Here is a 23,533-nt window from a genome sequence, read left to right on the forward strand (position 1 = left end):
GTCTTGACCAGCGCCAGGATGTCCTTGGGGAAGCAGGAGCCGCCGTAGCCCGGCCCGGCATGCAGGAACTTCGCGCCGATGCGGTTGTCGAGCCCGATGCCGCGGGCGACCTCCTGCACGTTGGCGCCGACCTGCTCGCAGAGGTCGGCGATCTCGTTGATGAAGGTGATCTTGGTGGCCAGGAAGGCGTTGGCCGCGTACTTGGTGAGCTCGGCCGTGCGCCGGCCCGTCACCAGGATCGGCGCCTGGTTGAGGTAGAGCGGACGGTAGATCTCGCGCATCACCTCCGCCTCGCGGGCGCCCTCGGCACCGATGACGATGCGATCGGGCCGCTTGAAGTCGGCGATCGCCGCGCCCTCGCGCAGGAACTCGGGGTTCGACACCACGGCGACCTCGGCCTCGGGCCGCACCTCGCGGATGATGCGCTCGACCTCGTCGCCGGTGCCGACCGGCACGGTCGACTTGGTGACCACCACCGCGTAGCCGGTGAGCGCCTGCCCGATCTCGCGGGCCGCGGCGTGGACGTAGGAGAGGTCGGCAAAGCCGTCGCCGCGGCGGGACGGCGTGCCGACCGCGATGAACACGGCGTCGGCGCCCGCGACCGCCTGGGGTAGGTTGGTGGAGAAGGTGAGCCGGCCCTGGCGGACATTGTCGGCGACCAGCGTGTCGAGGCCCGGCTCGAAGATCGGGATGCGGCCGGCCTCGAGCGCGGCGATCTTGTCGGGATCCTTGTCGACGCAGGCCACCACGTGCCCGAAATCGGCAAAACACGCCCCGGACACCAGGCCGACATAGCCCGACCCGATCATCGCGATCTTCATGCGATTGCCATCCCGCTCCGCGTCGGCCCGCCGTCTCGGCGGGCAGGACGCCCGACAGGCCCTATGCCATCGAAACGCCGCGCGCGGAACGTCCGCGCCGACAGGCGCTCAGCGATGGAGCGGGGATGCGAAGGCTGGATGACAGGGCCGGCAGCGGCTCACGAGCCGTGGGACTTGTGCTCCGCCCCGCCGGCATTGCCGGACCATTGCGGGCCCACGAGGTTGCTGCCCGGGTGGGACACGCGGGCGCCCGAGGTGGCGTAGGCCTCGTAGGCGAATTTCTGGTTCTCGTTGAGGAGGAACGAGGCCGCGACCGCGAGCGCGACGGCGGCGATCACGGACACGAGGAAGACCTTCATCGCACACTCCTGACTGTCTCAAGGCCCGACCGAGTTCGGCCGGGCGCCGCTCATTCCGCCGGAACCTGGTGAGGGCTGACCGGGCGCTTGCCGACCTGAGGCCCGCTCGCGGTCTTGGCCTGCTGCTCCTCGACCCAGAGGTCGTGGTGCGACTTGGCCCAGCCGAGATCGACCTTGCCGCTGCCCATGGCGTCGTAGGCGCCCTCCATCCCGATCGAGCCGATGTAGATGTGGGCGAGGATGCCGGCGATGAACACGACGCCGATGAGCGAGTGGATCACCTGCGTCACCTGCATCCCGTTAATGTCGGTGACCGAGAAGGGGAACATCATCACGAGGCCCGTGACGCTCATGGCCGCGCCGAAGCCGACGACCATCCAGAACACCACCTTCTGACCGGCGTTGAAGCGCCGCGCATGCGGATGGCCGCGGCCGACGAGGCCGCCGCCGGCCTTGATCCACTCCCAGTCGAGCTTCTCGGGGATGTTGTCCCTCACCCAGACGACCAGCATGATCGCGATGCCGAGCATGAAGGGCCAGGCGAGGTAGAGGTGGGCGTACTTCGCCCACTGCGCGAGGGCGCCGAAGGCTTCCGGTCCGATCAGCGGCATGAGCAGGCGCTTGCCGAAGATGTAGTTCAGGCCCGACAGCGACAGGATGATGAAGCAGGTCGCCGTCATCCAATGCGCGAAGCGCTCGAAGCTGTTGAAGCGCAGGATCTTCTTGCCCGTGTCCGGCCCCGGGTCGTCCAGCGGGATGCGCCCCCGCAGCAGGAAGAAGGTCGCGAGCAGGCCGAGGATGCCCAGCACGGCGATGCCGCCGATCCAGGGCAGGTAATCCTCACGGAAAGCCCGGTACTCGCGCCCCTGCGGCTGGATGAGGTTCGCGGATTTCTGATCGGGGATGCTGACCCGGCCGCCGATCTTGGGCTCCTGCTTGAACAGGAACTCCTCGTTGACGGAGTTGGCGGTCGGGTTGGCGCCCGTCGGGTTCAAGCCGTCCTTCGTCATCTGGGCGGAGCTCGGCGCTAAGGCGCCCGCCGCCCAAAGGCTGAGCGCTACGATCCCGGTCCTGACGAGTCCTGACACCCGCGCCATCGGCATTCCCTCTCGAAATCTGACCTGCGGCCGGCGTTAGATCGCGACGGTCTCGCGGTAGGCGGTCTTCCAGCCCCAGGCCCCGGAGCCGTAGCCGCGCTTGACCACCCGCTCCTTGTAGATCTGGGCGATCATCTCGCCGTCGCCGGCCAGCAGCGCCTTGGTCGAGCACATCTCGGCGCAGAGCGGCAGCTTGCCCTCGGCGAGCCGATTCGAGCCGTACTTCTCGTACTCTACGGTCGAGAGGTCGGCCTCGGGGCCGCCGGCGCAGTAGGTGCACTTGTCCATCTTGCCGCGCGAACCGAAGTTGCCGACCTTCGGATATTGCGGCGCGCCGAACGGGCAGGCGTAGAAGCAGTAGCCGCAGCCGATGCAGATGTCCTTGGAGTGCAGCACCACGGCGTCGGCCGTCGTGTAGAAGCAGTTCACCGGGCACACCGCCGCGCAGGGCGCGTCGGTGCAGTGCATGCAGGCCATCGAGACCGAGCGCTCGCCGGGCTTGCCGTCATTGAGGGTGACGACGCGACGGCGGTTGATGCCCCAGGGCACCTCGTGCTCGTTCTTGCAGGCCGTGACGCAGGCGTTGCACTCGATGCAGCGATCCGCGTCGCAGAGGAACTTCATGCGAGCCATGACGACGAGATCTCCTTAGACGGCCCGGATCTGGCAGAGGGTGCACTTCGTTTCCTGCATGCCCGTCACAGGATCGAAGCCGTAGGTCGTGGTGTTGTTCGAGCTCTCCCCCAGCACCACAGGATCGGTGCCCTCGGGATAGAACTTCCGCATGTCGTCGCCCTGGTACCACCCCGAGAAGTGGAAGGGCATGAAGGCGACGCCCTTGCCGACGCGGTCGGTGACGAGGGCCTTCACCTTCGCCTTGGCCCCGTTCTCGGGGCCGGTCACCCAGACGAACTGACCGTCCTTGATGCCCCGCTCGGTCGCGTCGCCGGTGTTGATCTCGACGAACATGTCCTGCTGCAGCTCGGCGAGCCACGGGTTCGAGCGGGTCTCCTCGCCGCCGCCCTCGTACTCGACGAGGCGGCCCGAGGTGAGGATGATCGGGAAGTCCTGGGCGACGTTCTTCTCCACGGCCGCCTTCTGCACCGAGAAGCCGATATTCGGCATCCGGAACTGGCGGTCGTCGGGCCGCGTCGGGTACTTCGCCACGAGGTCGGGGCGCGGCGTGTAGATCGGCTCGCGATGCACCGGCACGGGATCGGGCAGGTTCCAGGCATTCGCCCGCGCCTTGCCGTTGCCGAACGGGATGACGCCGTGGTCGAGGCAGACCCGCTGGATGCCGCCCGAGAGGTCGGTCGCCCAGCTCACCGCGTCGATGTTGTTGCCGCCGATCTTGGTGATCGTCGCCATCTCCTCGGCCGTCAGGTCCTTGTCCCAGCCGAGCTTCTTGAACACGGCCATCGTGAATTCCGGGTAGCCGTCGGTCAGGTCCGAGCCCTTCGTGAAGGAATCCTCGGCGAGCAAGGTCTGGCCGTTGCGCTCGACGCCGAAGCGCGCCCGGAAGGTGCTGCCGCCGTCCTTCACGTGCAGGTTCGTGTTGTAGAGGATGTGCGAGCCCGGGTGCCGAAGCTCGGGCTTGCCCCAGCACGGCCAGGGCAGGCCGTAATAGTCGCCGCCCACCTCGGGATCGTCCTTGGGCGCGCGCAGGGTGATCAGGTCGAACTTGTGCTGGTTGCGCATATGCGCCTTCAGCCGCTCGGGCGACTGGCCGCAATAGCCGGTCGACCAGCCGCCGCGGTTGATCTCGCGCAGGATGTCCTCCGCGGCCGGCACGTTGTTCTCGACCTTGACGTGCTTGAACATCGCTTCCGCGAAGCCGAGCTTCTTGGCGAGCAGGTACATCACCTCGTAGTCGTTCTTCGACTCGAAGGCCGGCTTCACGATCTGCTCGCCCCATTGCAGCGAGCGGTTCGAGGCCGTGCGCGAGCCCTCCATCTCGAGGGAGGTCGCGATCGGCAGGAGGTAGGTGTTGTCGCGCCGGGCATCGAGCGCCGCGAAGGTGGTCGGATGCGGGTCGGCGACGACGAGGAGGTCGAGCTTGGCCAGGCCCTTCACGGCCTCCGGCAGGCGGGTCACGGTGTTGCCGCCGTGGCCGAACACCATCATCGCCTTGATGCCGGTGCGCTGGTCGATCTTGTCCTCGGGCAGGTTCACGCCGTCGAACCACCGCGTCGAGGTGATGCCGGGCGCCTCCATGCTCTCCTTGCGGGTCTTGCCCTTGCGTCCGTCCTTGGCGGGCACCTCGTCGAAGCGCGATTGCAGCCACTCGTAGGGCACGTCCCAGACGCGGGCCCAGTGCTTCCAGGCGCCCTCGACGAGGCCGTAATAGAGCGGCAGCGTCGTGACATCGAGGCCGAGGTCGGTCGCGCCCTGTACGTTGGTGTGGCCGCGGAAGATGTTGGCGCCGGTGCCCGGCTTGCCGACGTTGCCGGTGGCCAGGCACAGGATGCAGAGCGCGCGCACGTTGGCTGTGCCGACCGTGTGCTGGGTCGCGCCCATGCACCAGATCAGGGTGGCAGGCTTCTCGGTCGCGAAGAGCTTGGCGACGCGCTTGAGCTGCTCGCCCGGCACGCCGGAGACCCGCTCCACCTCCTCAGGGTTCCACTTCTCGACCTCCTTGCGGACGTCCTCCATCGCGTAGACGCGCTGGGCGATGAATTCCTTGTCCTCCCAGCCGTTCTGGAAGATGTGCCAGAGGATGCCCCAGATCACCGGGATGTCGGTGCCTGAGCGGATGCGGACGTAATCGGTGGCGTGGGCCGCCGTCCGGGTGAAGCGCGGATCGACGACGATCACGTTGGCCCGGTTGATCTCCTTGCCCGACAGCACGTGCTGGAGCGCCACCGGGTGTGCCTCGGCCGGGTTGCCGCCGAGGATGATCATGGTCTTGGCGTTGCGGATGTCGTTGTAGGAATTGGTCTGCGCGCCGTAGCCCCAGGTGTTGGCGACGCCCGCCACCGTGGTCGAGTGGCAGATCCGGGCCTGGTGGTCGACGGAGTTCGTGCCCCAGAAGGCGCCGAGCTTGCGGAACTTGTAGGCCGCCTCGTTCGTGAACTTGGCCGAGCCGAGCCAGTAGACGGAATCGGCCCCGTGCTGGTCGCGCAGCGCGGTGATCTTGTCGCCGATCTCGTTGATCGCCTGATCCCACGAGATGCGCGTCCACTGCCCGTCGACGATCTTCATCGGGTACTTGAGGCGCCGGTCGCTCGACACGAGCTCGCGGATCGCCGCGCCCTTGGCGCAATGCGTGCCGCGGTTGATCGGGCTCGCGTAGGAGGGCTCCTGCCCGACCCAGACGCCGTTCACGACCTCGGCCGTGATCGTGCAGCCCACCGAGCAGTGGGTGCAGATGTTCTTCTTGATCGCGACGGCCTCGCCGCTCACCGAGGCGCCGGCGGCCTGCGCCTGGCGCATCGCGCCGAGCTGGATCGACCCGGCCGCGGCGAGGCCGCCGGCCACGAGACCCGATTGCTTCAGGAAGGCGCGGCGGTCGACGGCGGCCGGCGCCTGATGACCTGCCACGATCCCCGAACCGGTGCGGCTCGGGCCGCCGCTCTTGCGCTTGATCAGCATGGCGCTCTCACTTCTTCAGGGTCTCGTAGCCGTTGCTGCGGTAGAAGGCCTTGACGTGGTCGGTCTCGCGGTACCGCGCCTTGGTCTCGTCCGCGCCGGGGTCGTAGGCCTGGGCGCTCGTCGCGGTCATCGGCTGGGTCGCGATCGCCGCCGCGGCGGCCACGGATCCGCCGCCGAGCGCGCGAAAGAACTGGCGCCGGCCCAGCCCGTCCTTCCGATCCCCTTGCCGATCCTCTGACATCCTCGTCCCTCCCAATCCGCAATCCCCTCGCACGCGATCGTCACGCGTCGAGGGCGTAGGCCTCGGCCTCGATATCCATGAACGCGCGGCCGAGCCCGCCGACGGCGCGGTAGAAGCGGGCGGCCTTCGCCCCCTCCACATCCGCGAAGAAGCGGGCGGCCCAGGGCTTCAGGTGCCGCTCGAAGAAGGCGCGGTCGACGCCGGGTTCCGCCTCGAAGCGGCCGGAGGCGAGCCCCGCCATCGCCTCGAGCAGCATGGCGATGTGATCCTCGGGCTCGCTCATGCCGCCCGTGCTCTCGAGACCGAGCCGGGCGAGGTCGTCCCGCACCCGGGCGAGCGGCCGCTCGTTCAGGAAGCCCGTCAGGTAGTAGGAGGCGAAGGGCACGAGCTCGCCGCGCCCCACGCCCACGAATAGATCGAAGAATTCCCGCTCGACCGCGTGGACCCTCGCGTCCGCGGCTGCCGCAGCCAGCGCGGTGCAGGCCTGGCCCAGCGGGCTCGCATCGCCCCGGAGGCCGGCGAGCTGGTCCAGGATCTCCTGCGAAGGCGTGCGGCCCAGGATGGCCGCGAGAAGGTCGTAGTGCCGGGATCGAAGCGCGTCGATCTCGTCGATCATCGGCGTTTGGGAACTCGCACCCGACACGCCCTCGCACCCGATGTCGCGAACCAACTCGAGCGGACGCATCACATTCCTCGCGCCCCTTCGCGGGGCCTTGCTCACGTTCCCGTCATCATAGCCGGGATCGGGAGGTGCGCAATCCAGTTTTTAACGGCTCAAATCGGCACGGCACCGCCATGTCGCCGCACCCGGGCCGGTTCAGGCGTGCCGGTCTCGGCCGGACCGGACTCACGAACGGCGTTGCCGCCCTGCGCGGGAACCGAGACGGGCTCCCCCTCCCACGGGGAGGGGGCTGGGGCGAGGGGAGCGAACTCTCCGGTAAGCGCACCCCCCTCACCCTGTCCCTCTCCCCCTAGGAGAGGGGACCCGCGCTCGACCTGACGGGCGCTCTGGAGGTGTTCGCGATGGTCCTCGGCTGAGATGCCTGACGACCGTGAGACCTCGGTCTCCGTCCCAGCCGTCCCAGCAGGCTCCGCGCTCTCGATCCCCCCCTCCGCAACGGGTTGAGGCTCGACCTCTTCGATCACGTCCGTCCCCGCGAAGACCTGGCGGAGCATCCCCTCGACGTCGTCCGTCGGGAGCAGGGGACCTTGCCCGGGCACGCCGCCGACGACGTTCCAGTCATAGGCGTACTCGCGGGCCTCGCAGAGGTAGTCCCGAATGCTCGGGTCGAGGGACCACATCCGCCGCAGGGCGGCGTTGCGCAGCACGTGCGGAACGCCGGCGCGCAGGAACTGGCCGATGTCCGATTCCGCCGTCAGGCTCTCGATCGGAGGCAGCGCCGCGATCGCCTCGGCCGTCTCCGCATCGGGTTCGGAACCCTCCTCGAGGGGCGCGTCGGGGGCCGCGACCTCGGGCGCCTTGCCCTCCGCCTCGATGATCTCGCGCTTGCGGCGCGACCAGCGGCCGAGAAACCCGTCGCTCATCACGGCTCCTCCTTCCGGCGGGTGCCCATGCCCTGGCGGGCGAGCGCCTCCGGGTCGGCACGGTCGCGCTTGCGCTTGTGGAAGGAACGTTCCACGTGAAACCTGTCGAAGAAGGCCGCGACCCAGGCCTGGACCTCCGCGGGCATCGGCACGGCCTCGACGATCTCGCCGATTCCCTCCGCCATCGCCTCGCCCTCGTAGGGGTCGGCCGTCACCGCCGCGATCTCGTAATCCTCGCCCCCCGTGGAGCGGAGGGCGATCCAGAGCGAGGGCCGGCCGGAGACGAGGTTGTCGCGGTAATGCGAGGTCTCGGCCGGGTGCAGCGTCACCTCGTAGGCGCCGGCGTAGAAGGTCTCCTCGTCCTCGCTCGCCGAGAGCCTGGTCCAGGGCGCCGCCGCGGGCACGGCCGGCAGCGCCGCGACGGGCAGCCAGGCATGGCTCGCCCAGATGCCCTTGAGCCTGCGCTTGGCGACGATGATGCCGACCGTGAAGCCGTCATCCGGTGGGCTCTGGGTTTCGCTCACGCGCTCTGCCCTCCGGCGACGAGGGGCAGGCCCGCCACGAGGTTCTGGGGCTTCAGGGTCACGCGCTTGTCCGCATCCATGGCGAGCAGCAGGTACACGGGCCGCCCGGCCGCCCTGGGGTCCACCGGCGTTCCGTCTGCAAAAGCGAGGCGGAACAGGGCGAGCAGCCGCGACTGCACCGCCGCGTCGAGGGCCTCGCCGTTCCAGAGAGCGTTGCCGATCCGGGTCGCCTCAGCGTCGAGGCCGACGAACCAGCGCCAATCGGGGTCCTCCATGGCGAGGATCGGCTCGACGCGGCATTCCGCGTTGAGGAGGTGGCGGATCCAGGCCTCCACCGCCCGCGCCAGCCCTTCGCGGCTGCGGGGATTGGCGCCGAGATCCAGCACCATCGAATGGGCGTCCGAGCGGCTCCAGTAGCTCCAGGCGTTCTCGTCGACGAGCACGTCGAGCTCGCTCGCCGGCTCGTGGCCGAACATGGCGAGCAGCGGCGATTGCCCGCCGGCCTCGCGCGCCTCGATCACCTCGGCATCCGCCAGGAGGACGCGGCCCTCGTGGAACGACACGCGCTGAGTCCGGAAGAACAGCTCGCCGGCCCGCAGCACGTAGGGGTCCTCGCAGCCGTCGAGCGCGTTGCGCAGGATGAGGTGGACGAGCTGGTTGAGGAAGAGCGGCGGCGTGCCCTTGAGCCCGTTCCGGACGAGATCGAGATACGCCGCCTCGACGGAGCGGGCGGCGAGCAGCCGCTCGCGGAAGGCGAGCATCATCGCCCAGTTCTCGCGGGCATCGGAATCGGCCAGACCCGCGACCTCCTCCGGCGCGACGGGCCGGCGCGGTTCTGCGAGCAGCGTCGCGTGCAGGTCGCGCTCGGCCGGGCAGGCCTCCTCCGGCGGCACCAGCTCGGGCCTTGCCAGGTAGGCGAGGATCAGTTCGTCGGTGACGGCGAGGCCGCCGCCCTCCGTGCGACCGGCGAGGTGGTGCCCGCTCGCGACCCAGAATTCCCTCATCGCGGGCCCGCCTTCAGGAGGCCGATCAGGTCGGCCCGTTCCTCCGGCTCCTCCTCGTCGGTCTCGACGAAGTGGAAGGCGCGGGCATGGGCGTGCAGCCGGTCCGCGCCCGGGATGCCCTCCCGCGGCCGCAGGGTCCGGAAGGCCTCGCGGATCTCGCCCGCCTCGACCGTGCGGTGCATCGCGAGCACGGTGCCGACCTCCGGCGCGCAGAGAGAGGCCGCCACCGCGATCTCCTCCCGTGCGGCGGCGAGTGCGGCCTCCTGATCCGGCGCGCCGAGGCGCTCGTGGATATGGCGGGCGAGCGTCGCCACGGCCGCCTCCCGCTCCGCCTCGCTCACCTCGCTGACCACCACGAGGGTCGAGAAGCCGAGCGAGGTCACTCCGACGAAGGCGGACCGGAACGCGGCCTGGGCCTTGCCCGTCAGGTCCCCCGCCTCGACGTCGAAGAACAGGAACGAGCCCGTCACCGCCCATTCGCCGGGCTCGGCCGGGTGCTCGAAGACGAAGGTGTCGGACGGGTCGAGGCGAAGCGTGCGCGGCAGCTTCAAGTGGGGCATTCGGTCTCCGGAAGAGCCGCGAGCGGCGGCCTTCGCCACATCATAAGCCTGCCGCGTCGGCCCGTCACGCAGGCGTGATCGCGCGCACGCCTGTCCTTCGGTCGCGGCGCAGGCCGGAGGTCTCGGCCGGACCCCGCCGGCACGGCGCCCTATCTCGCCGGCATGGATCGCACTTTCCCCATGACCCGCGCCGCCGGGCTCGACCGCCTCGCCCGCTTCACCGAGCATATGGGCGCGGCCTATGCCGGCGGCCGGAATACGGATCGGGGGCCGGACCAGGAGGCGTCGACCTCGGCCCTCTCGCCCTACCTGCGCCGCCGGCTCATCACCGAGCAGGAGGTCGTCGCGGCCGCGCTCGCCGCGCACGGGCCGGAGGGGGCGGAGCGCTTCGTCCAGGAGGTATTCTGGCGGACCTACTTCAAGGGCCACCTCGAAACCCGTCCCGCGCTGTGGACGCAGTACGAGGGGCTGGTCGCCGAGGGGCATCGACGACTGGCCGCGGAATCCGGCCTGCGCAGGACCTACGAGCGCGCCGTCGAGGGCCGCACCGGGATCGACGGGTTCGACGACTGGGCGCGCGAGATCGTCGAGACGAACTGGCTGCACAACCACGCCCGGATGTGGTTCGCCTCGATCTGGATCTTCACCCTGCGCCTGCCCTGGGCGCTGGGCGCCGCGTTCTTCCTGGAGCACCTCGTCGACGGGGACCCGGCGAGCAACACCCTGTCCTGGCGCTGGGTCGGCGGTCTCCACACCCGCGGCAAGCACTACCTCGCCCGGCGCGAGAACATCCGCCGCTACACCGAAGGGCGCTTCGATCCCGCCGGCCTCGACGAGGATGCGGAGGCCCTGCGGGAGCCCGAATCGCCCCCGGCGACGCGGCTTCGACCCACCGATCCCGTCCCCACGGGCCAGGTCGCCCTGCTGCTCCACCTCGACGACCTCCACCCCGAGAGTCTGCCGCTCGGCGGCGCCGAGGTGGTGCGGGTCGGCGGCCTCCTGTCGCATGCGGCGGGCGCGGTCGAGCGCGTGCGCCGCGCGGATCGCGAGGCGATGGACGACGCCCTGGCGCGGGCGGCCGCGCATTTCGGTTGCCCGGCCGGCCCCGTCGAGGCGGATTGGGCCGGAACGCTGCCGGTCGTCGCGGCCTGGGCCCCCGTTGGCCCCTCGGCCGCAGCCCTGCCGCCCTGCGCAAGGGTCCAGCGAGACTGGGACCGCCTAATCTGGCCCCGCGCCACCCGCGGGTTCTTCCAGGTCAAGGCGGCTATTCCGGAGATTCTCGCTGCGGTCGAGGTGCGATAGCCGCTCCCTTCATCCGTTCCGGTTGCGTGGTCCTCGGCTGGTTCCCGAATTGAGCCGACGGAGCGGCCTCGCGATGCAAGGTGGCAGGCCACAGCAGACGGACTCGCGTATATATTGCCCTCATGCGCGAATGCGTATATCTCGGTTTTATGCGCAGATGCGTATATCGCCAGTTGAGGTCGCCATGAGGGAGCAGATCGCCAGGACCGAGAAGCAGCTCGGAGCGATCCTGCGTCGCGCCCGCAAGCAGGCTGGCTTGACCCAAGGCAGCCTGGGAGACCGCATTCACCTCCGGCAAGGCACCATCTCTCGCCTCGAGGCGGGCGAGCCCGCCGTCCAGCTCCGGACCCTCATGGAAGTGCTCTCAGCGCTCGATCTCGAACTGGTCGTGCGGCTGCGCAGCCAAGGAAGCGATGCGGATATCGAGGATCTCTTCTGATGTCTCGACGTAGGATGCATCGGCCACTGAACGTCTTTCTGAATGGACGCTTCGTCGGCATCCTCCGCCGCGAAAGCACCGGCGCCATCGATTTTCAGTACGCCCGCGATTGGCTCGACCTGCGAGGCACGTTCCCCGTTTCTCTGTCCTTGCCGCTCCGGGAGGACCGCTACGTCGGCGGCGCCGTCACCAATGTCTTCGACAACCTCCTCCCCGACAGCGACCCGATCCGGCGCCGGGTCGCCGAGCGTGTCGGAGCCGAGGGCACCGACGCCTACAATATGCTCGCCGCGTTGGGGCGCGACTGCGTCGGGGCTCTGCAGTTCCTGCCGGACGGCGTCGATCCCGGCCCCGTCGGCGTCATCGTCGGCGAAGCCGTGTCAGATGACGAGATCGCCGACCTCCTCGGCAACCTCGCCACTGCCCCGCTCGGCGTCGGGCAGGATGAGGATTTCAGGATCTCCATCGCCGGCGCTCAGGAGAAGACCGCGCTCCTCCGCCGAGACGGCCAATGGTTCAAGCCGACCGGCACAACACCGACGACGCACATTCTCAAGCCACAGATCGGTCGATTGCCAAACGGCGTGGACCTCTCGAACAGCGTCGAAAACGAGTATCTCTGCCTCACGCTGATGGCGGCGCTGGGCGTACCGGCCGCTCGAGCGGAGATCGCGGATTTCGGAGGCCTGCGCACGCTCGTCGTCGAGCGCTTCGATCGCCGCTGGGCGAGAGACGGCCGATTGCTCCGCCTTCCCCAGGAGGATTGCTGCCAAGCGTTGTCGGTGCCGCCGACGCGCAAATATCAGTCGGACGGCGGCCCCGGCATCCGCGACGTGGTCTCTCTCCTGAAAGGCAGCGACACTCCGGAGGCCGACATCGCCACCTTCCTGCGGGCCAACGTCATCTTCTGGATGCTCGGCGCGACGGATGGGCACGCAAAGAACTTCAGCGTGTTCATCACTCCGGGCGGCCGGTTCCGGATGACTCCTGCCTATGATGTTCTGACAGCCCAGCCGAGCCTGGATGCGGGGCGGATACAGCCCAAGACGTTCAAGCTCGCGATGTCCGTCGGGAAGAACCGGCACTACGGCGTGCATGACATCCTGCCGCGCCACTTTCTGCAGACGGCGGACCTTGCAGGCGTCGGATTCCCGCTGGTGCGTGTCATCTTCCAGGAGCTCGCAGGAACGGCGTTGGCGAAGGCCGCCGTCGCGGTCGAGGAGCTTCCCTCGGGCTTCCCCACTCAGCTTATCGATTCCGTGATGGCGGCCATCGAGCACCGAGCGCGGCTACTGGGCGATGCCTAGCGCGTCGATCCGAGAAGCAGTCAGCGTTCGGAGGATTCCGGCGCGCCGGCCGGTAGGTGGTGGGCCCGGCAGGACTTGAACCTGCAACCAGACCGTTATGAGCGGCCGGCTCTAACCATTGAGCTACGGGCCCGGCACCGCGGGCGGCGAGGTTCAGTAATCCGTCCCGCCGCCGCCGTCACCCCGGAGGAGTCAGGCTGGCCGATCGAACAGGAAATCGTCGATGGCGGGGATCGTCACCGCGAGGCTCGCGCCGTAGCTCGCCTTCGAGAGGCGCCAGGGCCGCTCGCCCCGCGCCCGGATCGCCTCGGAGGGGCGCAGGCGGCGGTGGCCGCCGTCCTCCTCGACCTCGTCGATGGCGAGGAAGCCGTAGACCTGCAGGCGGGAGGCGATGAGCTTGGTCTCGCGGTCGCCCGCCGCCACGGCGAGCGTCCCGGTGGCGTAGACCGCGTCCATCAGGGCGCGCTGGTCGCCGCGGCGCGCGGCGGCCGAGCCCGCCTGGCGCAGGATCGGCGAGGACCTGGCGGAATGCCCCGCGCGCCGGAACGGCACGACGTTGTCCATCGACGCAGGAACACCACGCATACGCTATCCTCGCCAGGCTCGACACGGCCGGGGGCGGCGGGCGCCCCCGGAGATGCCGAGGTTTCGACGAGTCGGCTTAACGTCCGCTTAGCCATGCGCGCCCGCGGAAGGGCGGGATCGTCCCGAAACGAACCGCGCGCGGCTCAGGCAAGGGCGACCGAATAGGCGGCCTCAGTCTTGGCGCGGACCTCCGCCTCGGTGACGCCGGAGGCGAGCTCCACCAGGCGCATGCCGCCCTCGCCCTTCTTGTCGATGGTGAAGACGCCGAGATCGGTGATGACCATGTCTACGACGCGGGTGCCGGTCAGCGGCAGGTCGCAGGCGGCGAGCAGCTTCGGGCTCTCCGAGCCGTCCTTGCCCTTGGCCACGTGCTCCATCACCACCACGACCTTCTTGACGCCGGCCACGAGGTCCATGGCGCCGCCCATGCCCTTCACCATCTTGCCCGGGATCATCCAGTTGGCGAGATCCCCGTTCTGGGCGACCTGCATGGCGCCGAGGATCGACAGGTTGATGTGCCCGCCCCGGATCATCCCGAAGGAATCGGCCGAGGAGAAGTAGCTCGTGGTCGGCAGGGCCGTGATCGTCTGCTTGCCGGCATTGATGAGGTCGGGGTCCTCCTCGCCCTCGTAGGGGAAGGGGCCCATGCCGAGCATGCCGTTCTCCGACTGGAGCTGCACCGACATGCCCTCGGGGATGTAGTTCGAGACGAGCGTCGGGATGCCGATGCCGAGGTTGACGTAGAAGCCGTCCTCGAGCTCCCGGGCGGCGCGCGCCGCCATCTCTTCGCGGGTCCAGGCCATGATCGTCTCCCTGATCAGATCGCGCCGCCGCCGGCTGCGGCCGGGGCGGTCTCGTTGCGCGGGCGGGTGGTGCGCTGCTCGATCCGCTTCTCGCGGTTCGGCACGTGGATGATGCGCTTGATGAAGATGCCGGGCGTGTGGATCGAGTCCGCGTCGATCTCGCCGGGCTGCACCAGGTGCTCAACCTGCGCCACCGTCACCTTGGCGGCCGAGGCCATCATCGGATTGAAGTTCCGCGCCGTGCGCCGGTAGACGAGGTTGCCCTCGGTGTCGCCCTTCCAGGCATGGACGATGGCGAGATCCGCGAAGAGCCCGCGCTCCATCACGTAATCCTCGCCGTCGAATTCCCGCACCTCCTTGCCCTCGGCGATGAGCGTGCCCACGCCCGTCTTGGTGAAGAAGGCGGGGATGCCCGCACCCCCGGCCCGGATGCGCTCGGCCAGCGTGCCCTGCGGGTTGAACTCGATCTGCAGCTCGCCGCCGAGATACTGGCGGGCGAATTCCTTGTTCTCGCCGACATAGGACGAGATCATTTTCGCGATCTGACGGGTCTGGAGGAGGACGCCGAGGCCCACGCCGTCGATGCCGGCGTTGTTCGAGATGACGGTGAGCTCCTTCACCCCCGAATCGCGGATCGCGGCGATCAGCACGTCGGGGATGCCGCAGAGGCCGAAGCCGCCGGCCATGATCGTCATGCCGTCCTGGAGCAGCCCGGCGAGCGCGGCCGTCGCGTCGGAATGTACCTTCTTCATCGCCGTTCCTTCGAGCCTCCGTCCTCAAGGGACTTTTCGCGCCGACGCAGGGACGAGGCCAGCCGGCCCGTCCGCAGGCAGGCTTGTCCCCGCGCCGCTGTCTTTGGTTCAGAAGGGCCCGGCGGGCAAGCGCTTACGGCGGTTCAACTCAGGTGAGACGGCCGGCTCGCGGTAGCGCGGCGCCTCGCGTCACAGTCGCGACGGTCTGCCTGGCAATCTTTCCGTGACGTTGATCGTCCAGCGATCCACCCAGAGTTATCGAAGCGGTGTAAAAGGCTCGAATTCCTAAAGCCAGCGCTTCATCTTGAAATAATAATAGGGGGCGATGGATGACAGGACCATCAGGAATATCGCCAGCGGGTACCCATATTCCCATTTCAGCTCGGGCATCTTTTCGAAGTTCATGCCGTACACGGTGCCGACGAGCGTCGGCGGTAGGAAAAGAACCGCCGCGATCGAGAACACCTTGATGATCCGGTTCTGCTCGAGGTTGATCAGGCCGATCGTGGCTTCATGCAGAAATGCGATCTCCGCCGACAGCTGGGTCTCGTAGGCGGTCAAGGATCGCAGGTCGCGGTCGAGCTGTTTCAGGCGGGCGGGTCCGCCATCGGCCAGCCAGGTCGCGGCACCCTGCTTCACGTAAGGCACCAGACGGACGAGCGACAGCAGGCTTACCCGCAGGATCGCCAATGTCAGGTTCTGACGGCCAAGCAGCCTGATCGTGTTCTGCAGGTCGTCGGCGACAGGGGGCGCCTTCCCGGGCACCCCGGCACCGTCGATGAACAGGCGGGTGGAGACGTCGTTCAATCCGGCCTGGACGGATTCGAGCACGTCCGCGGCGCGTTCGATGATGGATTCGAGGAGGGAGGTCAGAACACGGTCGCCCGTGGTCTGCTGGCCGGGCTGGCGCTGGCATTTCGCTTCGAAGGTTCGAAACGGCACCGGGTCGGCGTAGCGCACCGACACCAGATGCGTCGGCGTCAGGACGAACGTCACCGGTGCCCGCGCCGGCCGGCCTTCGGCGATGCCCGTGATCACCACCGCCGTCATGACGAGCGCGCCGTTCTCCTCGTAGAGCCGCGCCGAATCCTCGATCTCCGCCATCTCCTGCCGGGTCGGGACCTGAAGCCCGAGCAGGCGCTCGACGCCCTTCTCCTCCTCCGTCGTCGGATCGACAAGGTCGATCCATAGGGCGTCGTCGGCGGAGGCCAGGACCGTCGCACCGCCGGAGGGTTCGCCGACCTTGTCCGAATGGGTGGCGTTGCGCAGCAGCCGGTCGTCGCGCAGGGCGTAGAAGTCCATCATCGGCGAAGTCTCAAGCTCGGAAAGCCGACAGGCTCGACCCCGCCTCGCGCAGGCCCGATCATCGTGCCAGGCACCCTTCGGCCGGTGTCAGTCGGACATGTCAGGAAGATGACGCGCCGCTGCGGGTCCCGGGCCCGGCCCGTCGGTTGCCAAGCCGTCCGCAAAGCCGGATAGGAAGCGTGACGACGAGGACGTCGAAGCCGCGCCGGCGCAGGGGGATCTCTCAGGTGCAACGCTTGCAGCGCACCTCCGCCATGATGCTCGCCGTGGCGATGGCGGTCCAGCCCTCGGCCGCCCAGACGCCCTCCGAGGAAGCGGCCCGGATCGCCGCGGAAGGCGTACGCATCGGCTCGAACCGCGGTGCCGGCAACGACCCGCAGACCTCGGTCGCCCAGCCCGAAGCCTCGGCCAAGCCCTCGGCGAACCTGAACACCTCGATCCAGGATCAGCTGGGCGATGCCGGAGATCCCGGCGGCCTGCGCGCCTTCCTGAAGAGCCGCGGCATCACCTACAGCCTCACCTATATCGGCGAGAGCTTCGGCAACGTCACCGGCGGCTCGCGGCGCGGCGGCATCTACGAGGGGCGCCTCGACTTCCAGTTCGACGCCGACCTCGACGCCCTGATGGGCTGGCAGGGCGCCACCATCCACTCCAACCTCTACCAGATCCACGGCACCGGGATCTCGCGCTACTACGTCAACAACTTCATCACGGTGAGCGCCATCGAGGCGCTGCCCTCTTCCCGCCTCTACGAGCTCTGGTTCGAGCAGAAGCTCTTCGACGGGCAGCTCGGGATCCGGTTCGGCCAGCTCGCCGCGGACACCGAGTTCGCGGTGAGCCAGACCGGCACCCTGTTCATCAACTCGACCTTCGGCTGGCCCAACATCATGGCCGTCATCATCCCGAGCGGCGGTCCGATCTATCCCCTCGCGGTGCCGGCCGTGCGCGCCAAATACGTGCCGAACCCGAACTTCTCCCTGCAGGTCGGCGTCTTCGACGGGGACCCGGCCGGCCGGGCGCAACCCGACAACGACCCCGATCCGCAGCGGCGCAACCGCACCGGCACCAACTTCCGCACCAACGATCCGGCGCTGGTCATCGCGGAGGCGGCCTACGCCTACAACATCGAGCGGGACGATCCGGGCGAGCCGGGCACGGTGACGCTCGGCGGCTGGTACCATTTCGGGCGCTTCGACAGCCCCCGCTTCGATCTTTCCGGACGCTCGCTCGCGGACCCCGACACCAGCGGCGTCGGTCGCCGCTTCCGGGGCAACAGCGGCCTCTACGGGATCATCGACCAGACCATCTACCGCGAGCCCGACGACCCGAACGACGGCGCCAGTGTCTTCCTGCGCCTGTCCGGCTCGCCGACCGACCGCAACCTCCTCGATTTCTACCTCGATGCCGGCATCGCCTACAAAGGCCTGCTGCCCGGCCGCTCCGACGACACCGTCGGCATCGCCTACGCGCTGTCGCGGATCTCCCGCGCCGCGCGGGGCTTCGACACGGATTCGATCTTCCTCACCGGCGTCGCCGGCCCGCGCCGCAGCAGCGAGGCGGTAATCGAGGCGACCTACCAGGCCGTAATCGGCCCCGGCATCACGGTGCAGCCGAACTTCCAGTACGTCTTTCGTCCGAGCGGCGGCATCCCCAACCCGCGCGACCCCGAGGGCGGGCGGATCAAGAACGCCGCGGTGTTCGGCCTGCGGGCGATCATCCGGTACTGAGCGCTCAGCCCCGCGTGACCAGGGCGGCGAGCTGTTCGGCGCAGACGCCCCAGCCCTCGTGGAACCCCATCGCCTCGTGCGCCTCGCGGTCGGCCACCGTCCAGTGACGGATTCGGGCCGTGTAGCGGGTGCCGCCCTCCTCGGCCTCGAAGGTGAGGATCAGGGTCATGAAGGGTTTTTCCGAGGGGACCCAGGCCTCCGTGAACGCGTCGGTGACGACGAGGCGCTCGTTCTCGACGACTTCGAGGTAGACGCCCCGGTTCGGCATGTCCTGACCGTCGGGAGAGCGCATGACGATGCGATTGGCGCCGCCGGGCCGCACGTCGAGCTCGGCGAAGGGGGTCGTGTAGGGCAGGGGCGCGAACCATTGCTTGAGCAGCTCGGGATCGGTCCAGGCCCGGTAGATTGCCGCCGGCGGCGCCGCGATGTGGCGGGTCAGGACGAGCTCGCGGTTCTCGGTGGGATCGTCGGTCATTGAAGGTCTCCGGGCTGGCGAGCGGCGGGGTCAGCGCTTCTGCTGGTTCATGGCCCAGAGCACGCCGAAGGGGTCGCGCAGCTGGCCGTAGCGGTCGCCCCAGAACATCTCGGAGGGCGGCATCACGCTCTCGGCGCCGGCCTCGACCGCGTGCGCGAAGCGGGAATCGATGTCGTCCACCATGAGGGTCATCGTGAAGCCCTGCGGCGCCTGCCAGGGATGACCGTGGTCGGGGAAAGCGTCGCTCAGCATCAGCGAGGAGCCGTTGACGTGCAGGTGGACGTGCATGGTGCGGCCCTGATCGTCCACCGGCATGGCGGCGGCGATCGTGGCGCCGAACGCCCGCTCGTAGAAGGCGGCGGCCTTCATGGCGCCGTCGACGGTCAGGTAGGTGACGAGGCCGCCCTTCACCTCGGGGGCCGCGTAGGTCTGCGTCGTCATGGATGGTCTCCCTCGTGCTGAGCTTTTCTCGGTCGCGCGCCTTCAAGACGAAGCTGGGCCGCGATGTCCGACAATCGCGGCGAGATTTTCTTGCGGCTGGCCTTGGAGGGCATACGGTTTCCGGTCAATTCGAATGGTGGCCTCACGCATGCCCTTTCCCGGACGGGCGGAGCGAAGCGGAACCCAATCCGGGACCCGGCGCAGGAAGTCGCGAAGCGCCCGACCTTCCGTGCCGTGGTCATGAGCCGCTGATGCGGCCTTTGTTGCACCGGATTCCGGATCGCCTTGCGCTGACGCTCCAGGCGTCCGGGAAAGGGCGGAAGTAACCCGAAGCGACCAGCCGGAAACCGTATCAGACCCTTTCCCCTTCCGCCGCCGGCGTGTGCGCGCGCATCAGGCCGTCGAGGTGGCGGCGGATGCGGGCGGCCTCCGTGACGGAGCCGGCGAGCGCGATGGCCCGGTCGAAGGCGGCGCGCGCCTCGCCCGCCCGGCCGAGCTGCAGCAGCAGCCCGCCCTTCACCCCGAAGAAGTGGACGTAGCCCGAGAGCCGGGCGTCGAGCGGCTCGATCATCGCGAGCGCCGCTTCCGGCCCGTGGACCTTGCCGAACGCGACCGCCCGGTTGAGGGTCACCACGGGCGAGGGCTGCAGCCGCTCCAGCGCGGCGTAGAGCGCGTCGATCTGCGCCCAATCCGTCTCCGCCGGATGCGGGGCGCGGGCGTGCAGCGCGGCGATGGCGGCCTGGATCTGGTAGGGGCCGGGCCGGCGGTGGCGCATGGCCTTGTCGAGGAGGGCCAAGCCCTCCGCGATCATGCGGCCGTCCCAGAGCGCCCGATCCTGATCCTCGAGGAGCACGATCTCGCCGTCCGTATCGTGCCGGGCGGCGGCGCGGGAATGCTGGAGCAGCATCAGGGCGGCCAGCCCCATCATCTCGGGCTCGGTCTGGAACAGGCGCAGGAGGAGGCGCGCGAGCCGGATGGCCTCGTCGCAGAGCTGCGCGCGCACCGAGCCGTCGCCCGCGTAGTAGCCCTCGTTGAAGACGAGGTAGACCATCGCCGCCACCGCTCCGAGGCGCTCGGACCGCTCGGCCGGGCCCGGCGCCTCGAAGGGCACCTCGGCGCCCGCGATCCGGGCCTTGGCCCGGGTGATGCGCTGCTCCATCGCCGCCTCGCTGACGAGGAAGGCTCGGGCGATCTGCTTCACGCTGAGGCCGGAGACGATGCGCAGCGCCAGGGCGATCTGCTGGGCCGGCGGCAGGTCCGGGTGGCCGCAGACGAAGAGGAGCCGCAGGATATCGTCCCGGTAGTGCGCGCCGTCGAGGCGCTCCGCCAACGGTGTCTCGGCGTCGTCGAGGTCCGAGATCGCCGCGTCCTCCGGCAGCGGGTCCTGCCGATTCCGGCGGCGCAGGCCGTCGAGGGCGGCGTTGCGGCCGACGAGGATGAGCCAGGCTGCGGGATCGCGCGGCGGTCCGTTGACCGGCCAGGATTTCAGGGCGCGCAGGCAGGCGTCCTGAAACGCTTCCTCGGCGGTGTCGAGATCGCGGAAGTAGCGCAGCAGGGCGCCCACCGCCTGCGGGCGAGCCGCGACCAGGGCGGCGTCGATCCAAACGGCCTCGCTCATGCCCGCGAGGCCTCGCGCGCTTCGGGCAAGCCCCCGCGGGCATCGGGAATGTAGAGGGCGATGGGCCGAATCTCGTAGGCCCCGCCGGGATTGGCCGCGGCCAGATCCCGGGCGACCCCGAGCGCCTCGTCGAGGTCGGCGACCTCGATCAGGTAGAAGCCGAGCAGCTGCTCCTTCGTCTCGGCGAAGGGACCGTCGATGACGAGCGGCGGGTCCTGCGACTTGCGCAGCGTCGTGGCCGCCGTGGTCGGCAGGAGCCGCAGGGCCGGCCCGAGCCTGCCCTCCCGCGTCAGCCGCTCGTGCACGACGCCGAGCCGGGCCATGACGGCCTCGTCCTCGGCCTTGCTCCAGGACCAGACCACGTCCTCGTCGTTGTAGCAGAGGATGGCGTAGAGCATCCCGACCCCTCCCGTGTCGCCCGAGGACGCAGGGATACGCCTGCAGCCGACAGGGGCGCACGAAAATTTCGTGGGCCGTCTACTCCGCCGCCGGCCGGTGCAGGCCGAGCACCCGCGCGGTTCGCGCGCGCGCCTCGCCGGGCTCGGCCTCGGCCCCGCTGAGGGTGCGGCGGGCGTCGTTGACCGCGGCGTGGACCGCATCGATGGCCAGGATCAGCGCGCTCACCGTGCGGTTGTCCATGTTGCGCTCCCGCGCCTGGCGGACGACGTCGGCGACGAGGTCGTCGGTCTCCGCCACGAGCCCGTCGAGGTCGGCCTTGCTCCGGGCGGCGCGGACCTCCTTGAGGATGTCGAGGAGCCGGTCGAGCACGACGTCGACCCGCTCGCGGCGCTTGCGGGCGAGCCGCTGGCCGAGCCAGGCGACGCCCGAGCCGATCGTGCCGCCGAAGAAGGCGAGCAGGTAGATGTAATCCTCGTAGCGCTCGAACAGGGTCTGCTGCTCGCGCTCGAAGTAGTCCACGGCGCCCGGGTGGTTGGGCAGCCGCGCGCTGGTGGCCGCCACCGTCGATTCGAAGTCCGGGGCCTTCATCTGGTTGGCGAGCGGCGCCACCGGGGCGAGGCGTCCCCGCCATTCGAACAGGTGCTGGGTGACCGAGGCGACGGCGTAGCGGTTGACGTTGCCGCGTGCCATCAGCCTGTAGCTGGCCCCGACGGTCTTGATGTCCTCGTCCGGGCGCTGCGGCCGCCCGCCGAAGGTGCCGGCGGGGATCGTCGTCGCCTGCAGCTCGGGGCTGCGCTGGATGATCGCCTCGCTGTCGGGCACCGCGATCAGCGTGACCCCCTTGTCGGCCGAGGCCGCCTCGACGGCCCGGACCGTGGAGATCGCGGGCTTCGAGACCGGCGAGGCGATCACCGCGACGGCATCGACCCGGCCCTCCTCGAGCGCCCGGGTCACGTCGCCGGCCCGCAGGGTGACGAGGGCGACGCGGCCCGCCGGCAGGAGCTTGCCCGGCTCGGTCTCGGCCTCGCTCGCCGCGGTGAAATCGTAGAAGGTCAGGAGGTTGGCGACGAAGGCCTGGTCCGCGCCGTGGCGCTCCACGATGCCGAGACGCTTGCGCGAGAGGTCCGGGAAGCTCGCGATGCCGCTGGCAGAGGGTGCGGCGAGGATCAGCGCCTCCTCGTGCAGGACGGCGAGGGTGAGGCCGTTCTCGGGGAGCAGCACGTCGGGCCGCACCACCGCGAGGTCGGCCTTGTTCGCCTGGAGCGCGGCGGCGCTGTCGCGCACGTCCGCGTATTGCAGCACCTTGAGGCGGATATCCTCGCGGTTGCGGGCGAGCGCCTGGGCGTAGGCGGTCATCAGCCCAGCCTCGGCGCCGTCGCGCGGCCCCACGGCCACCGTCAGGGTGTTCGGCCGCGACAGGTAGACGATGGTGGCGGCCACCACCGCGAGGCCGAGGGCGAGCAGGATGAGGAGCCACTCGCGCCGCAGGAGGATTGACGGCATCCCCGATCCTCTCCCTTCGTGAAAGCGTTAACGATACCGACCGTGACCCCGAAAGCTGTCTGGACCGTGAAGAACCCGGCGACCTCGCGAAGTGTTGCATCGCGCCACGACGCGGAGGCGAAGCCGCGCAAGCCGCCCCGCCCGGTGAGCGAGGCCTATCTCGAGCGGGCTGCCCTGCACTACCTCGAACGCTACAGCGCCTCGGTCGCGATGCTGCGTCGCACGCTCCTGCGCAAGGTCGAGACGCGCTGCCGCCTGCGCGGCGAGGAGGCCGAGCCCTTCGCCCCGATGGTCGAGGCGGTCGTGGCGCGCGCGGTCTCCTCCGGCCTCGTCGACGATGCCCGCTTCACCGCCGCCCGTGTCGCGACCCTGCGCCGGCGCGGCACCTCGGCCCGGGGCCTCGCGGCCAAGCTCGCCGCGAAGGGCGTCGCCCGGGACCTCGTCGAGGCGACGCTCTCGGCCGAGCGGGACGCGGAGGAGGGCGGCGACGCCGAGGCCGCCGCGGCGCAGGCCTATGCCAAGCGCCGCCGGCTCGGTCCCTGGCGGCGGCCCGACACCCGCGAGGCCCACCGCGAGCGCGACCTCGCGGCGCTCGCGCGAGCCGGGTTCCCCTACGCGCTGGCGCGCCGGACGATTGAGGCTCACTCGGAGGAGGCGGGCCCAAAAGACGTGTAATAGAAATCTATGGTTGCGCTTCCGCTTTCAGGCGTGGGAACTGGGAAGTAGCAACGCTCTCGAACTCTGGCCCGTACATGCCGAAGCTTAGCTATACCGCGCCGCCGCCTTCCTTAATGAGAGAACTACGCGAGGTGGCCATTGATGCGGGTAGGCTCGCAGAGGAACTCGCCCGCGCCAACCGGCTGCCGCCGGATTTTCCGATCGAGCAACTTCAAGACCTTATCGCCGGCCTCTGCGTGCTCCCGACTGGCACGGCCGAGGGCTGTCGCGCCCCCCTCGAATATGCCCGCTCGCGCCTTCCTGCGATCCGGCGCGCATTCATTCAGACCGAGGAACAGTCGCGCCTTCCGCGTGCGGACGAAGAGGCGCCCCCTCCGCTCACACGCGGCATGGTGATCGACCAGAGGCTCGGTGCATTGATCAGCTCCGTTACCACGGCGCTCGACGAGTACCGCGA

26 protein-coding genes and 1 tRNA gene are annotated in these 23,533 nt (G+C 69.4%); 6 read left to right on the top strand and 21 right to left on the bottom strand.

Going from position 1 to position 23,533, the window contains the following annotated elements; all coding sequences use genetic code 11:
* The 11 genes from MFF55_RS10800 to MFF55_RS10850 form a co-directional block, all read right to left on the bottom strand.
* Nucleotides 1-821 (bottom strand): UDP-glucose dehydrogenase family protein (locus MFF55_RS10800; RefSeq protein ID WP_238244096.1); only part of this gene is annotated, 821 nt, incomplete at its 3' end.
* A gap of 158 nt (nt 822-979) precedes the next feature.
* Nucleotides 980-1,180 carry a hypothetical protein gene (locus MFF55_RS10805; protein ID WP_238244097.1) on the bottom strand — a complete coding sequence of 67 codons (201 nt, stop codon included), beginning with the start codon at nt 1,178-1,180 and terminating at the stop codon, nt 980-982.
* A gap of 50 nt (nt 1,181-1,230) precedes the next feature.
* A complete protein-coding gene (locus MFF55_RS10810) occupies nt 1,231-2,277 on the bottom strand; it encodes a formate dehydrogenase subunit gamma (RefSeq protein WP_238244098.1) in 1,047 nt (348 codons plus the stop codon).
* Nucleotides 2,278-2,313: 36 nt separating this feature from the next.
* A complete protein-coding gene (gene fdh3B / locus MFF55_RS10815) occupies nt 2,314-2,910 on the bottom strand; it encodes a formate dehydrogenase FDH3 subunit beta (protein ID WP_238244099.1) in 597 nt (198 codons plus the stop codon).
* A 15-nt stretch (nt 2,911-2,925) separates the two neighbouring features.
* A complete protein-coding gene (locus MFF55_RS10820) occupies nt 2,926-5,868 on the bottom strand; it encodes a formate dehydrogenase subunit alpha (protein WP_238244100.1) in 2,943 nt (980 codons plus the stop codon).
* A gap of 7 nt (nt 5,869-5,875) precedes the next feature.
* Nucleotides 5,876-6,109, bottom strand: a complete 234-nt coding sequence (locus tag MFF55_RS10825) for a formate dehydrogenase (RefSeq protein ID WP_238244101.1) — start codon at nt 6,107-6,109, stop codon at nt 5,876-5,878.
* Nucleotides 6,110-6,149: 40 nt separating this feature from the next.
* Entirely contained in the window at nt 6,150-6,725 is a 576-nt protein-coding gene (locus MFF55_RS10830) for a TorD/DmsD family molecular chaperone (RefSeq protein ID WP_238244134.1), read from the bottom strand.
* Between the two features lie 158 nt (nt 6,726-6,883).
* The gene (locus tag MFF55_RS10835; RefSeq protein WP_238244102.1) at nt 6,884-7,654 is read right to left on the bottom strand and encodes a DUF3306 domain-containing protein; all 771 of its coding nucleotides are present in this window, start codon (nt 7,652-7,654) and stop codon (nt 6,884-6,886) included.
* Entirely contained in the window at nt 7,654-8,178 is a 525-nt protein-coding gene (locus MFF55_RS10840) for a DUF3305 domain-containing protein (RefSeq protein ID WP_238244103.1), read from the bottom strand. The genes MFF55_RS10835 and MFF55_RS10840 overlap by 1 nt, the downstream gene beginning before the upstream one ends.
* Nucleotides 8,175-9,182, bottom strand: a complete 1,008-nt coding sequence (locus tag MFF55_RS10845; RefSeq protein ID WP_238244104.1) for a DUF6352 family protein — start codon at nt 9,180-9,182, stop codon at nt 8,175-8,177. Before MFF55_RS10845 ends, MFF55_RS10840 begins: the two co-directional genes overlap by 4 nt.
* Nucleotides 9,179-9,742: a DUF6505 family protein gene (locus MFF55_RS10850; RefSeq protein WP_238244105.1), complete on the bottom strand. Its 564-nt coding sequence runs from the start codon at nt 9,740-9,742 to the stop codon at nt 9,179-9,181. The genes MFF55_RS10845 and MFF55_RS10850 overlap by 4 nt, the downstream gene beginning before the upstream one ends.
* A gap of 180 nt (nt 9,743-9,922) precedes the next feature.
* Between MFF55_RS10850 and MFF55_RS10855 the strand changes: the two genes are divergently transcribed.
* The 3 genes from MFF55_RS10855 to MFF55_RS10865 all read left to right on the top strand — a co-directional run bounded on the left by MFF55_RS10855 (nt 9,923) and on the right by MFF55_RS10865 (nt 12,790).
* A complete protein-coding gene (locus tag MFF55_RS10855) occupies nt 9,923-11,044 on the top strand; it encodes an FAD-binding domain-containing protein (protein ID WP_238244106.1) in 1,122 nt (373 codons plus the stop codon).
* A gap of 184 nt (nt 11,045-11,228) precedes the next feature.
* A complete protein-coding gene (locus MFF55_RS10860) occupies nt 11,229-11,483 on the top strand; it encodes a helix-turn-helix domain-containing protein (protein ID WP_238244107.1) in 255 nt (84 codons plus the stop codon).
* Nucleotides 11,483-12,790 carry a type II toxin-antitoxin system HipA family toxin gene (locus MFF55_RS10865; RefSeq protein ID WP_238244108.1) on the top strand — a complete coding sequence of 436 codons (1,308 nt, stop codon included), beginning with the start codon at nt 11,483-11,485 and terminating at the stop codon, nt 12,788-12,790. Before MFF55_RS10860 ends, MFF55_RS10865 begins: the two co-directional genes overlap by 1 nt.
* A gap of 57 nt (nt 12,791-12,847) precedes the next feature.
* On the opposite strand, the gene MFF55_RS10870 is transcribed toward MFF55_RS10865, so the two are convergent.
* From MFF55_RS10870 to MFF55_RS10890, 5 genes are all read right to left on the bottom strand, one after another.
* Nucleotides 12,848-12,923, bottom strand: a tRNA-Ile gene (locus MFF55_RS10870).
* A 59-nt stretch (nt 12,924-12,982) separates the two neighbouring features.
* On the bottom strand, nt 12,983-13,375 hold the full coding sequence (locus MFF55_RS10875; RefSeq protein ID WP_238244109.1) for a hypothetical protein: 393 nt from the start codon (nt 13,373-13,375) through the stop codon (nt 12,983-12,985).
* Between the two features lie 143 nt (nt 13,376-13,518).
* The gene (locus MFF55_RS10880; RefSeq protein WP_238244110.1) at nt 13,519-14,178 is read right to left on the bottom strand and encodes a 3-oxoacid CoA-transferase subunit B; all 660 of its coding nucleotides are present in this window, start codon (nt 14,176-14,178) and stop codon (nt 13,519-13,521) included.
* Nucleotides 14,179-14,192: 14 nt separating this feature from the next.
* Nucleotides 14,193-14,930, bottom strand: coding sequence for a CoA transferase subunit A (locus MFF55_RS10885; protein ID WP_238244111.1), 738 nt, complete (start codon nt 14,928-14,930; stop codon nt 14,193-14,195).
* Between the two features lie 285 nt (nt 14,931-15,215).
* Entirely contained in the window at nt 15,216-16,235 is a 1,020-nt protein-coding gene (locus MFF55_RS10890) for a magnesium transporter CorA family protein (RefSeq protein WP_238244112.1), read from the bottom strand.
* A 254-nt stretch (nt 16,236-16,489) separates the two neighbouring features.
* On the opposite strand from MFF55_RS10890, the gene MFF55_RS10895 reads away from it, so the two are divergent.
* On the top strand, nt 16,490-17,962 hold the full coding sequence (locus MFF55_RS10895) for a carbohydrate porin (protein WP_238244135.1): 1,473 nt from the start codon (nt 16,490-16,492) through the stop codon (nt 17,960-17,962).
* A gap of 4 nt (nt 17,963-17,966) precedes the next feature.
* Here MFF55_RS10895 and MFF55_RS10900 read toward each other — a convergent pair whose 3' ends face one another.
* The gene (locus MFF55_RS10900) at nt 17,967-18,437 is read right to left on the bottom strand and encodes an SRPBCC family protein (protein WP_238244113.1); all 471 of its coding nucleotides are present in this window, start codon (nt 18,435-18,437) and stop codon (nt 17,967-17,969) included.
* 30 nt (nt 18,438-18,467) lie between these two features.
* Nucleotides 18,468-18,878, bottom strand: a complete 411-nt coding sequence (locus MFF55_RS10905) for a VOC family protein (protein ID WP_238244114.1) — start codon at nt 18,876-18,878, stop codon at nt 18,468-18,470.
* A gap of 63 nt (nt 18,879-18,941) precedes the next feature.
* On the opposite strand from MFF55_RS10905, the gene MFF55_RS10910 reads away from it, so the two are divergent.
* Entirely contained in the window at nt 18,942-19,130 is a 189-nt protein-coding gene (locus tag MFF55_RS10910; RefSeq protein WP_238244115.1) for a hypothetical protein, read from the top strand.
* A 100-nt stretch (nt 19,131-19,230) separates the two neighbouring features.
* Here the strand turns inward: MFF55_RS10910 and MFF55_RS10915 are convergent, their stop codons facing one another.
* The 3 genes from MFF55_RS10915 to MFF55_RS10925 all read right to left on the bottom strand — a co-directional run bounded on the left by MFF55_RS10915 (nt 19,231) and on the right by MFF55_RS10925 (nt 22,398).
* Nucleotides 19,231-20,496 carry an RNA polymerase sigma factor gene (locus MFF55_RS10915; protein WP_238244116.1) on the bottom strand — a complete coding sequence of 422 codons (1,266 nt, stop codon included), beginning with the start codon at nt 20,494-20,496 and terminating at the stop codon, nt 19,231-19,233.
* The gene (locus tag MFF55_RS10920; RefSeq protein ID WP_238244117.1) at nt 20,493-20,894 is read right to left on the bottom strand and encodes a YciI family protein; all 402 of its coding nucleotides are present in this window, start codon (nt 20,892-20,894) and stop codon (nt 20,493-20,495) included. Before MFF55_RS10920 ends, MFF55_RS10915 begins: the two co-directional genes overlap by 4 nt.
* Nucleotides 20,895-20,973: 79 nt before the next feature.
* Nucleotides 20,974-22,398, bottom strand: coding sequence for a TAXI family TRAP transporter solute-binding subunit (locus tag MFF55_RS10925; protein ID WP_238244118.1), 1,425 nt, complete (start codon nt 22,396-22,398; stop codon nt 20,974-20,976).
* Nucleotides 22,399-22,542: 144 nt separating this feature from the next.
* Here MFF55_RS10925 and MFF55_RS10930 point away from each other — a divergent pair, with 144 nt between their 5' ends.
* The gene (locus tag MFF55_RS10930; protein WP_238244136.1) at nt 22,543-23,073 is read left to right on the top strand and encodes a regulatory protein RecX; all 531 of its coding nucleotides are present in this window, start codon (nt 22,543-22,545) and stop codon (nt 23,071-23,073) included.
* Nucleotides 23,074-23,533: the final 460 nt, after the last annotated feature.

This window comes from Methylobacterium iners (assembly GCF_022179305.1).
Classification (GTDB): Bacteria; Pseudomonadota; Alphaproteobacteria; order Rhizobiales; family Beijerinckiaceae; genus Methylobacterium; species Methylobacterium iners.

Excerpts from the sequence above, each read along its gene's own strand:
- MFF55_RS10835 (WP_238244102.1), bottom strand. The coding sequence starts at position 7,654 with ATGAGCGACGGGTTTCTCGGCCGCTGGTCGCGCCGCAAGCGCGAGATC.
- MFF55_RS10860 (WP_238244107.1), top strand. The coding sequence starts at position 11,229 with ATGAGGGAGCAGATCGCCAGGACCGAGAAGCAGCTCGGAGCGATCCTG.
- MFF55_RS10845 (WP_238244104.1), bottom strand. The coding sequence starts at position 9,182 with ATGAGGGAATTCTGGGTCGCGAGCGGGCACCACCTCGCCGGTCGCACG.
- MFF55_RS10895 (WP_238244135.1), top strand. The coding sequence starts at position 16,490 with ATGATGCTCGCCGTGGCGATGGCGGTCCAGCCCTCGGCCGCCCAGACG.
- MFF55_RS10865 (WP_238244108.1), top strand. The coding sequence starts at position 11,483 with ATGTCTCGACGTAGGATGCATCGGCCACTGAACGTCTTTCTGAATGGA.
- MFF55_RS10885 (WP_238244111.1), bottom strand. The coding sequence starts at position 14,930 with ATGAAGAAGGTACATTCCGACGCGACGGCCGCGCTCGCCGGGCTGCTC.
- fdh3B (WP_238244099.1), bottom strand. The coding sequence starts at position 2,910 with ATGGCTCGCATGAAGTTCCTCTGCGACGCGGATCGCTGCATCGAGTGC.
- MFF55_RS10905 (WP_238244114.1), bottom strand. The coding sequence starts at position 18,878 with ATGACGACGCAGACCTACGCGGCCCCCGAGGTGAAGGGCGGCCTCGTC.
- MFF55_RS10825 (WP_238244101.1), bottom strand. The coding sequence starts at position 6,109 with ATGTCAGAGGATCGGCAAGGGGATCGGAAGGACGGGCTGGGCCGGCGC.
- MFF55_RS10910 (WP_238244115.1), top strand. The coding sequence starts at position 18,942 with ATGTCCGACAATCGCGGCGAGATTTTCTTGCGGCTGGCCTTGGAGGGC.
- MFF55_RS10880 (WP_238244110.1), bottom strand. The coding sequence starts at position 14,178 with ATGGCCTGGACCCGCGAAGAGATGGCGGCGCGCGCCGCCCGGGAGCTC.
- MFF55_RS10830 (WP_238244134.1), bottom strand. The coding sequence starts at position 6,725 with ATGATCGACGAGATCGACGCGCTTCGATCCCGGCACTACGACCTTCTC.
- MFF55_RS10855 (WP_238244106.1), top strand. The coding sequence starts at position 9,923 with ATGACCCGCGCCGCCGGGCTCGACCGCCTCGCCCGCTTCACCGAGCAT.
- MFF55_RS10915 (WP_238244116.1), bottom strand. The coding sequence starts at position 20,496 with ATGAGCGAGGCCGTTTGGATCGACGCCGCCCTGGTCGCGGCTCGCCCG.
- MFF55_RS10925 (WP_238244118.1), bottom strand. The coding sequence starts at position 22,398 with ATGCCGTCAATCCTCCTGCGGCGCGAGTGGCTCCTCATCCTGCTCGCC.
- MFF55_RS10875 (WP_238244109.1), bottom strand. The coding sequence starts at position 13,375 with ATGCGTGGTGTTCCTGCGTCGATGGACAACGTCGTGCCGTTCCGGCGC.
- MFF55_RS10890 (WP_238244112.1), bottom strand. The coding sequence starts at position 16,235 with ATGATGGACTTCTACGCCCTGCGCGACGACCGGCTGCTGCGCAACGCC.
- MFF55_RS10850 (WP_238244105.1), bottom strand. The coding sequence starts at position 9,742 with ATGCCCCACTTGAAGCTGCCGCGCACGCTTCGCCTCGACCCGTCCGAC.
- MFF55_RS10805 (WP_238244097.1), bottom strand. The coding sequence starts at position 1,180 with ATGAAGGTCTTCCTCGTGTCCGTGATCGCCGCCGTCGCGCTCGCGGTC.
- MFF55_RS10900 (WP_238244113.1), bottom strand. The coding sequence starts at position 18,437 with ATGACCGACGATCCCACCGAGAACCGCGAGCTCGTCCTGACCCGCCAC.
- MFF55_RS10820 (WP_238244100.1), bottom strand. The coding sequence starts at position 5,868 with ATGCTGATCAAGCGCAAGAGCGGCGGCCCGAGCCGCACCGGTTCGGGG.
- MFF55_RS10920 (WP_238244117.1), bottom strand. The coding sequence starts at position 20,894 with ATGCTCTACGCCATCCTCTGCTACAACGACGAGGACGTGGTCTGGTCC.
- MFF55_RS10810 (WP_238244098.1), bottom strand. The coding sequence starts at position 2,277 with ATGGCGCGGGTGTCAGGACTCGTCAGGACCGGGATCGTAGCGCTCAGC.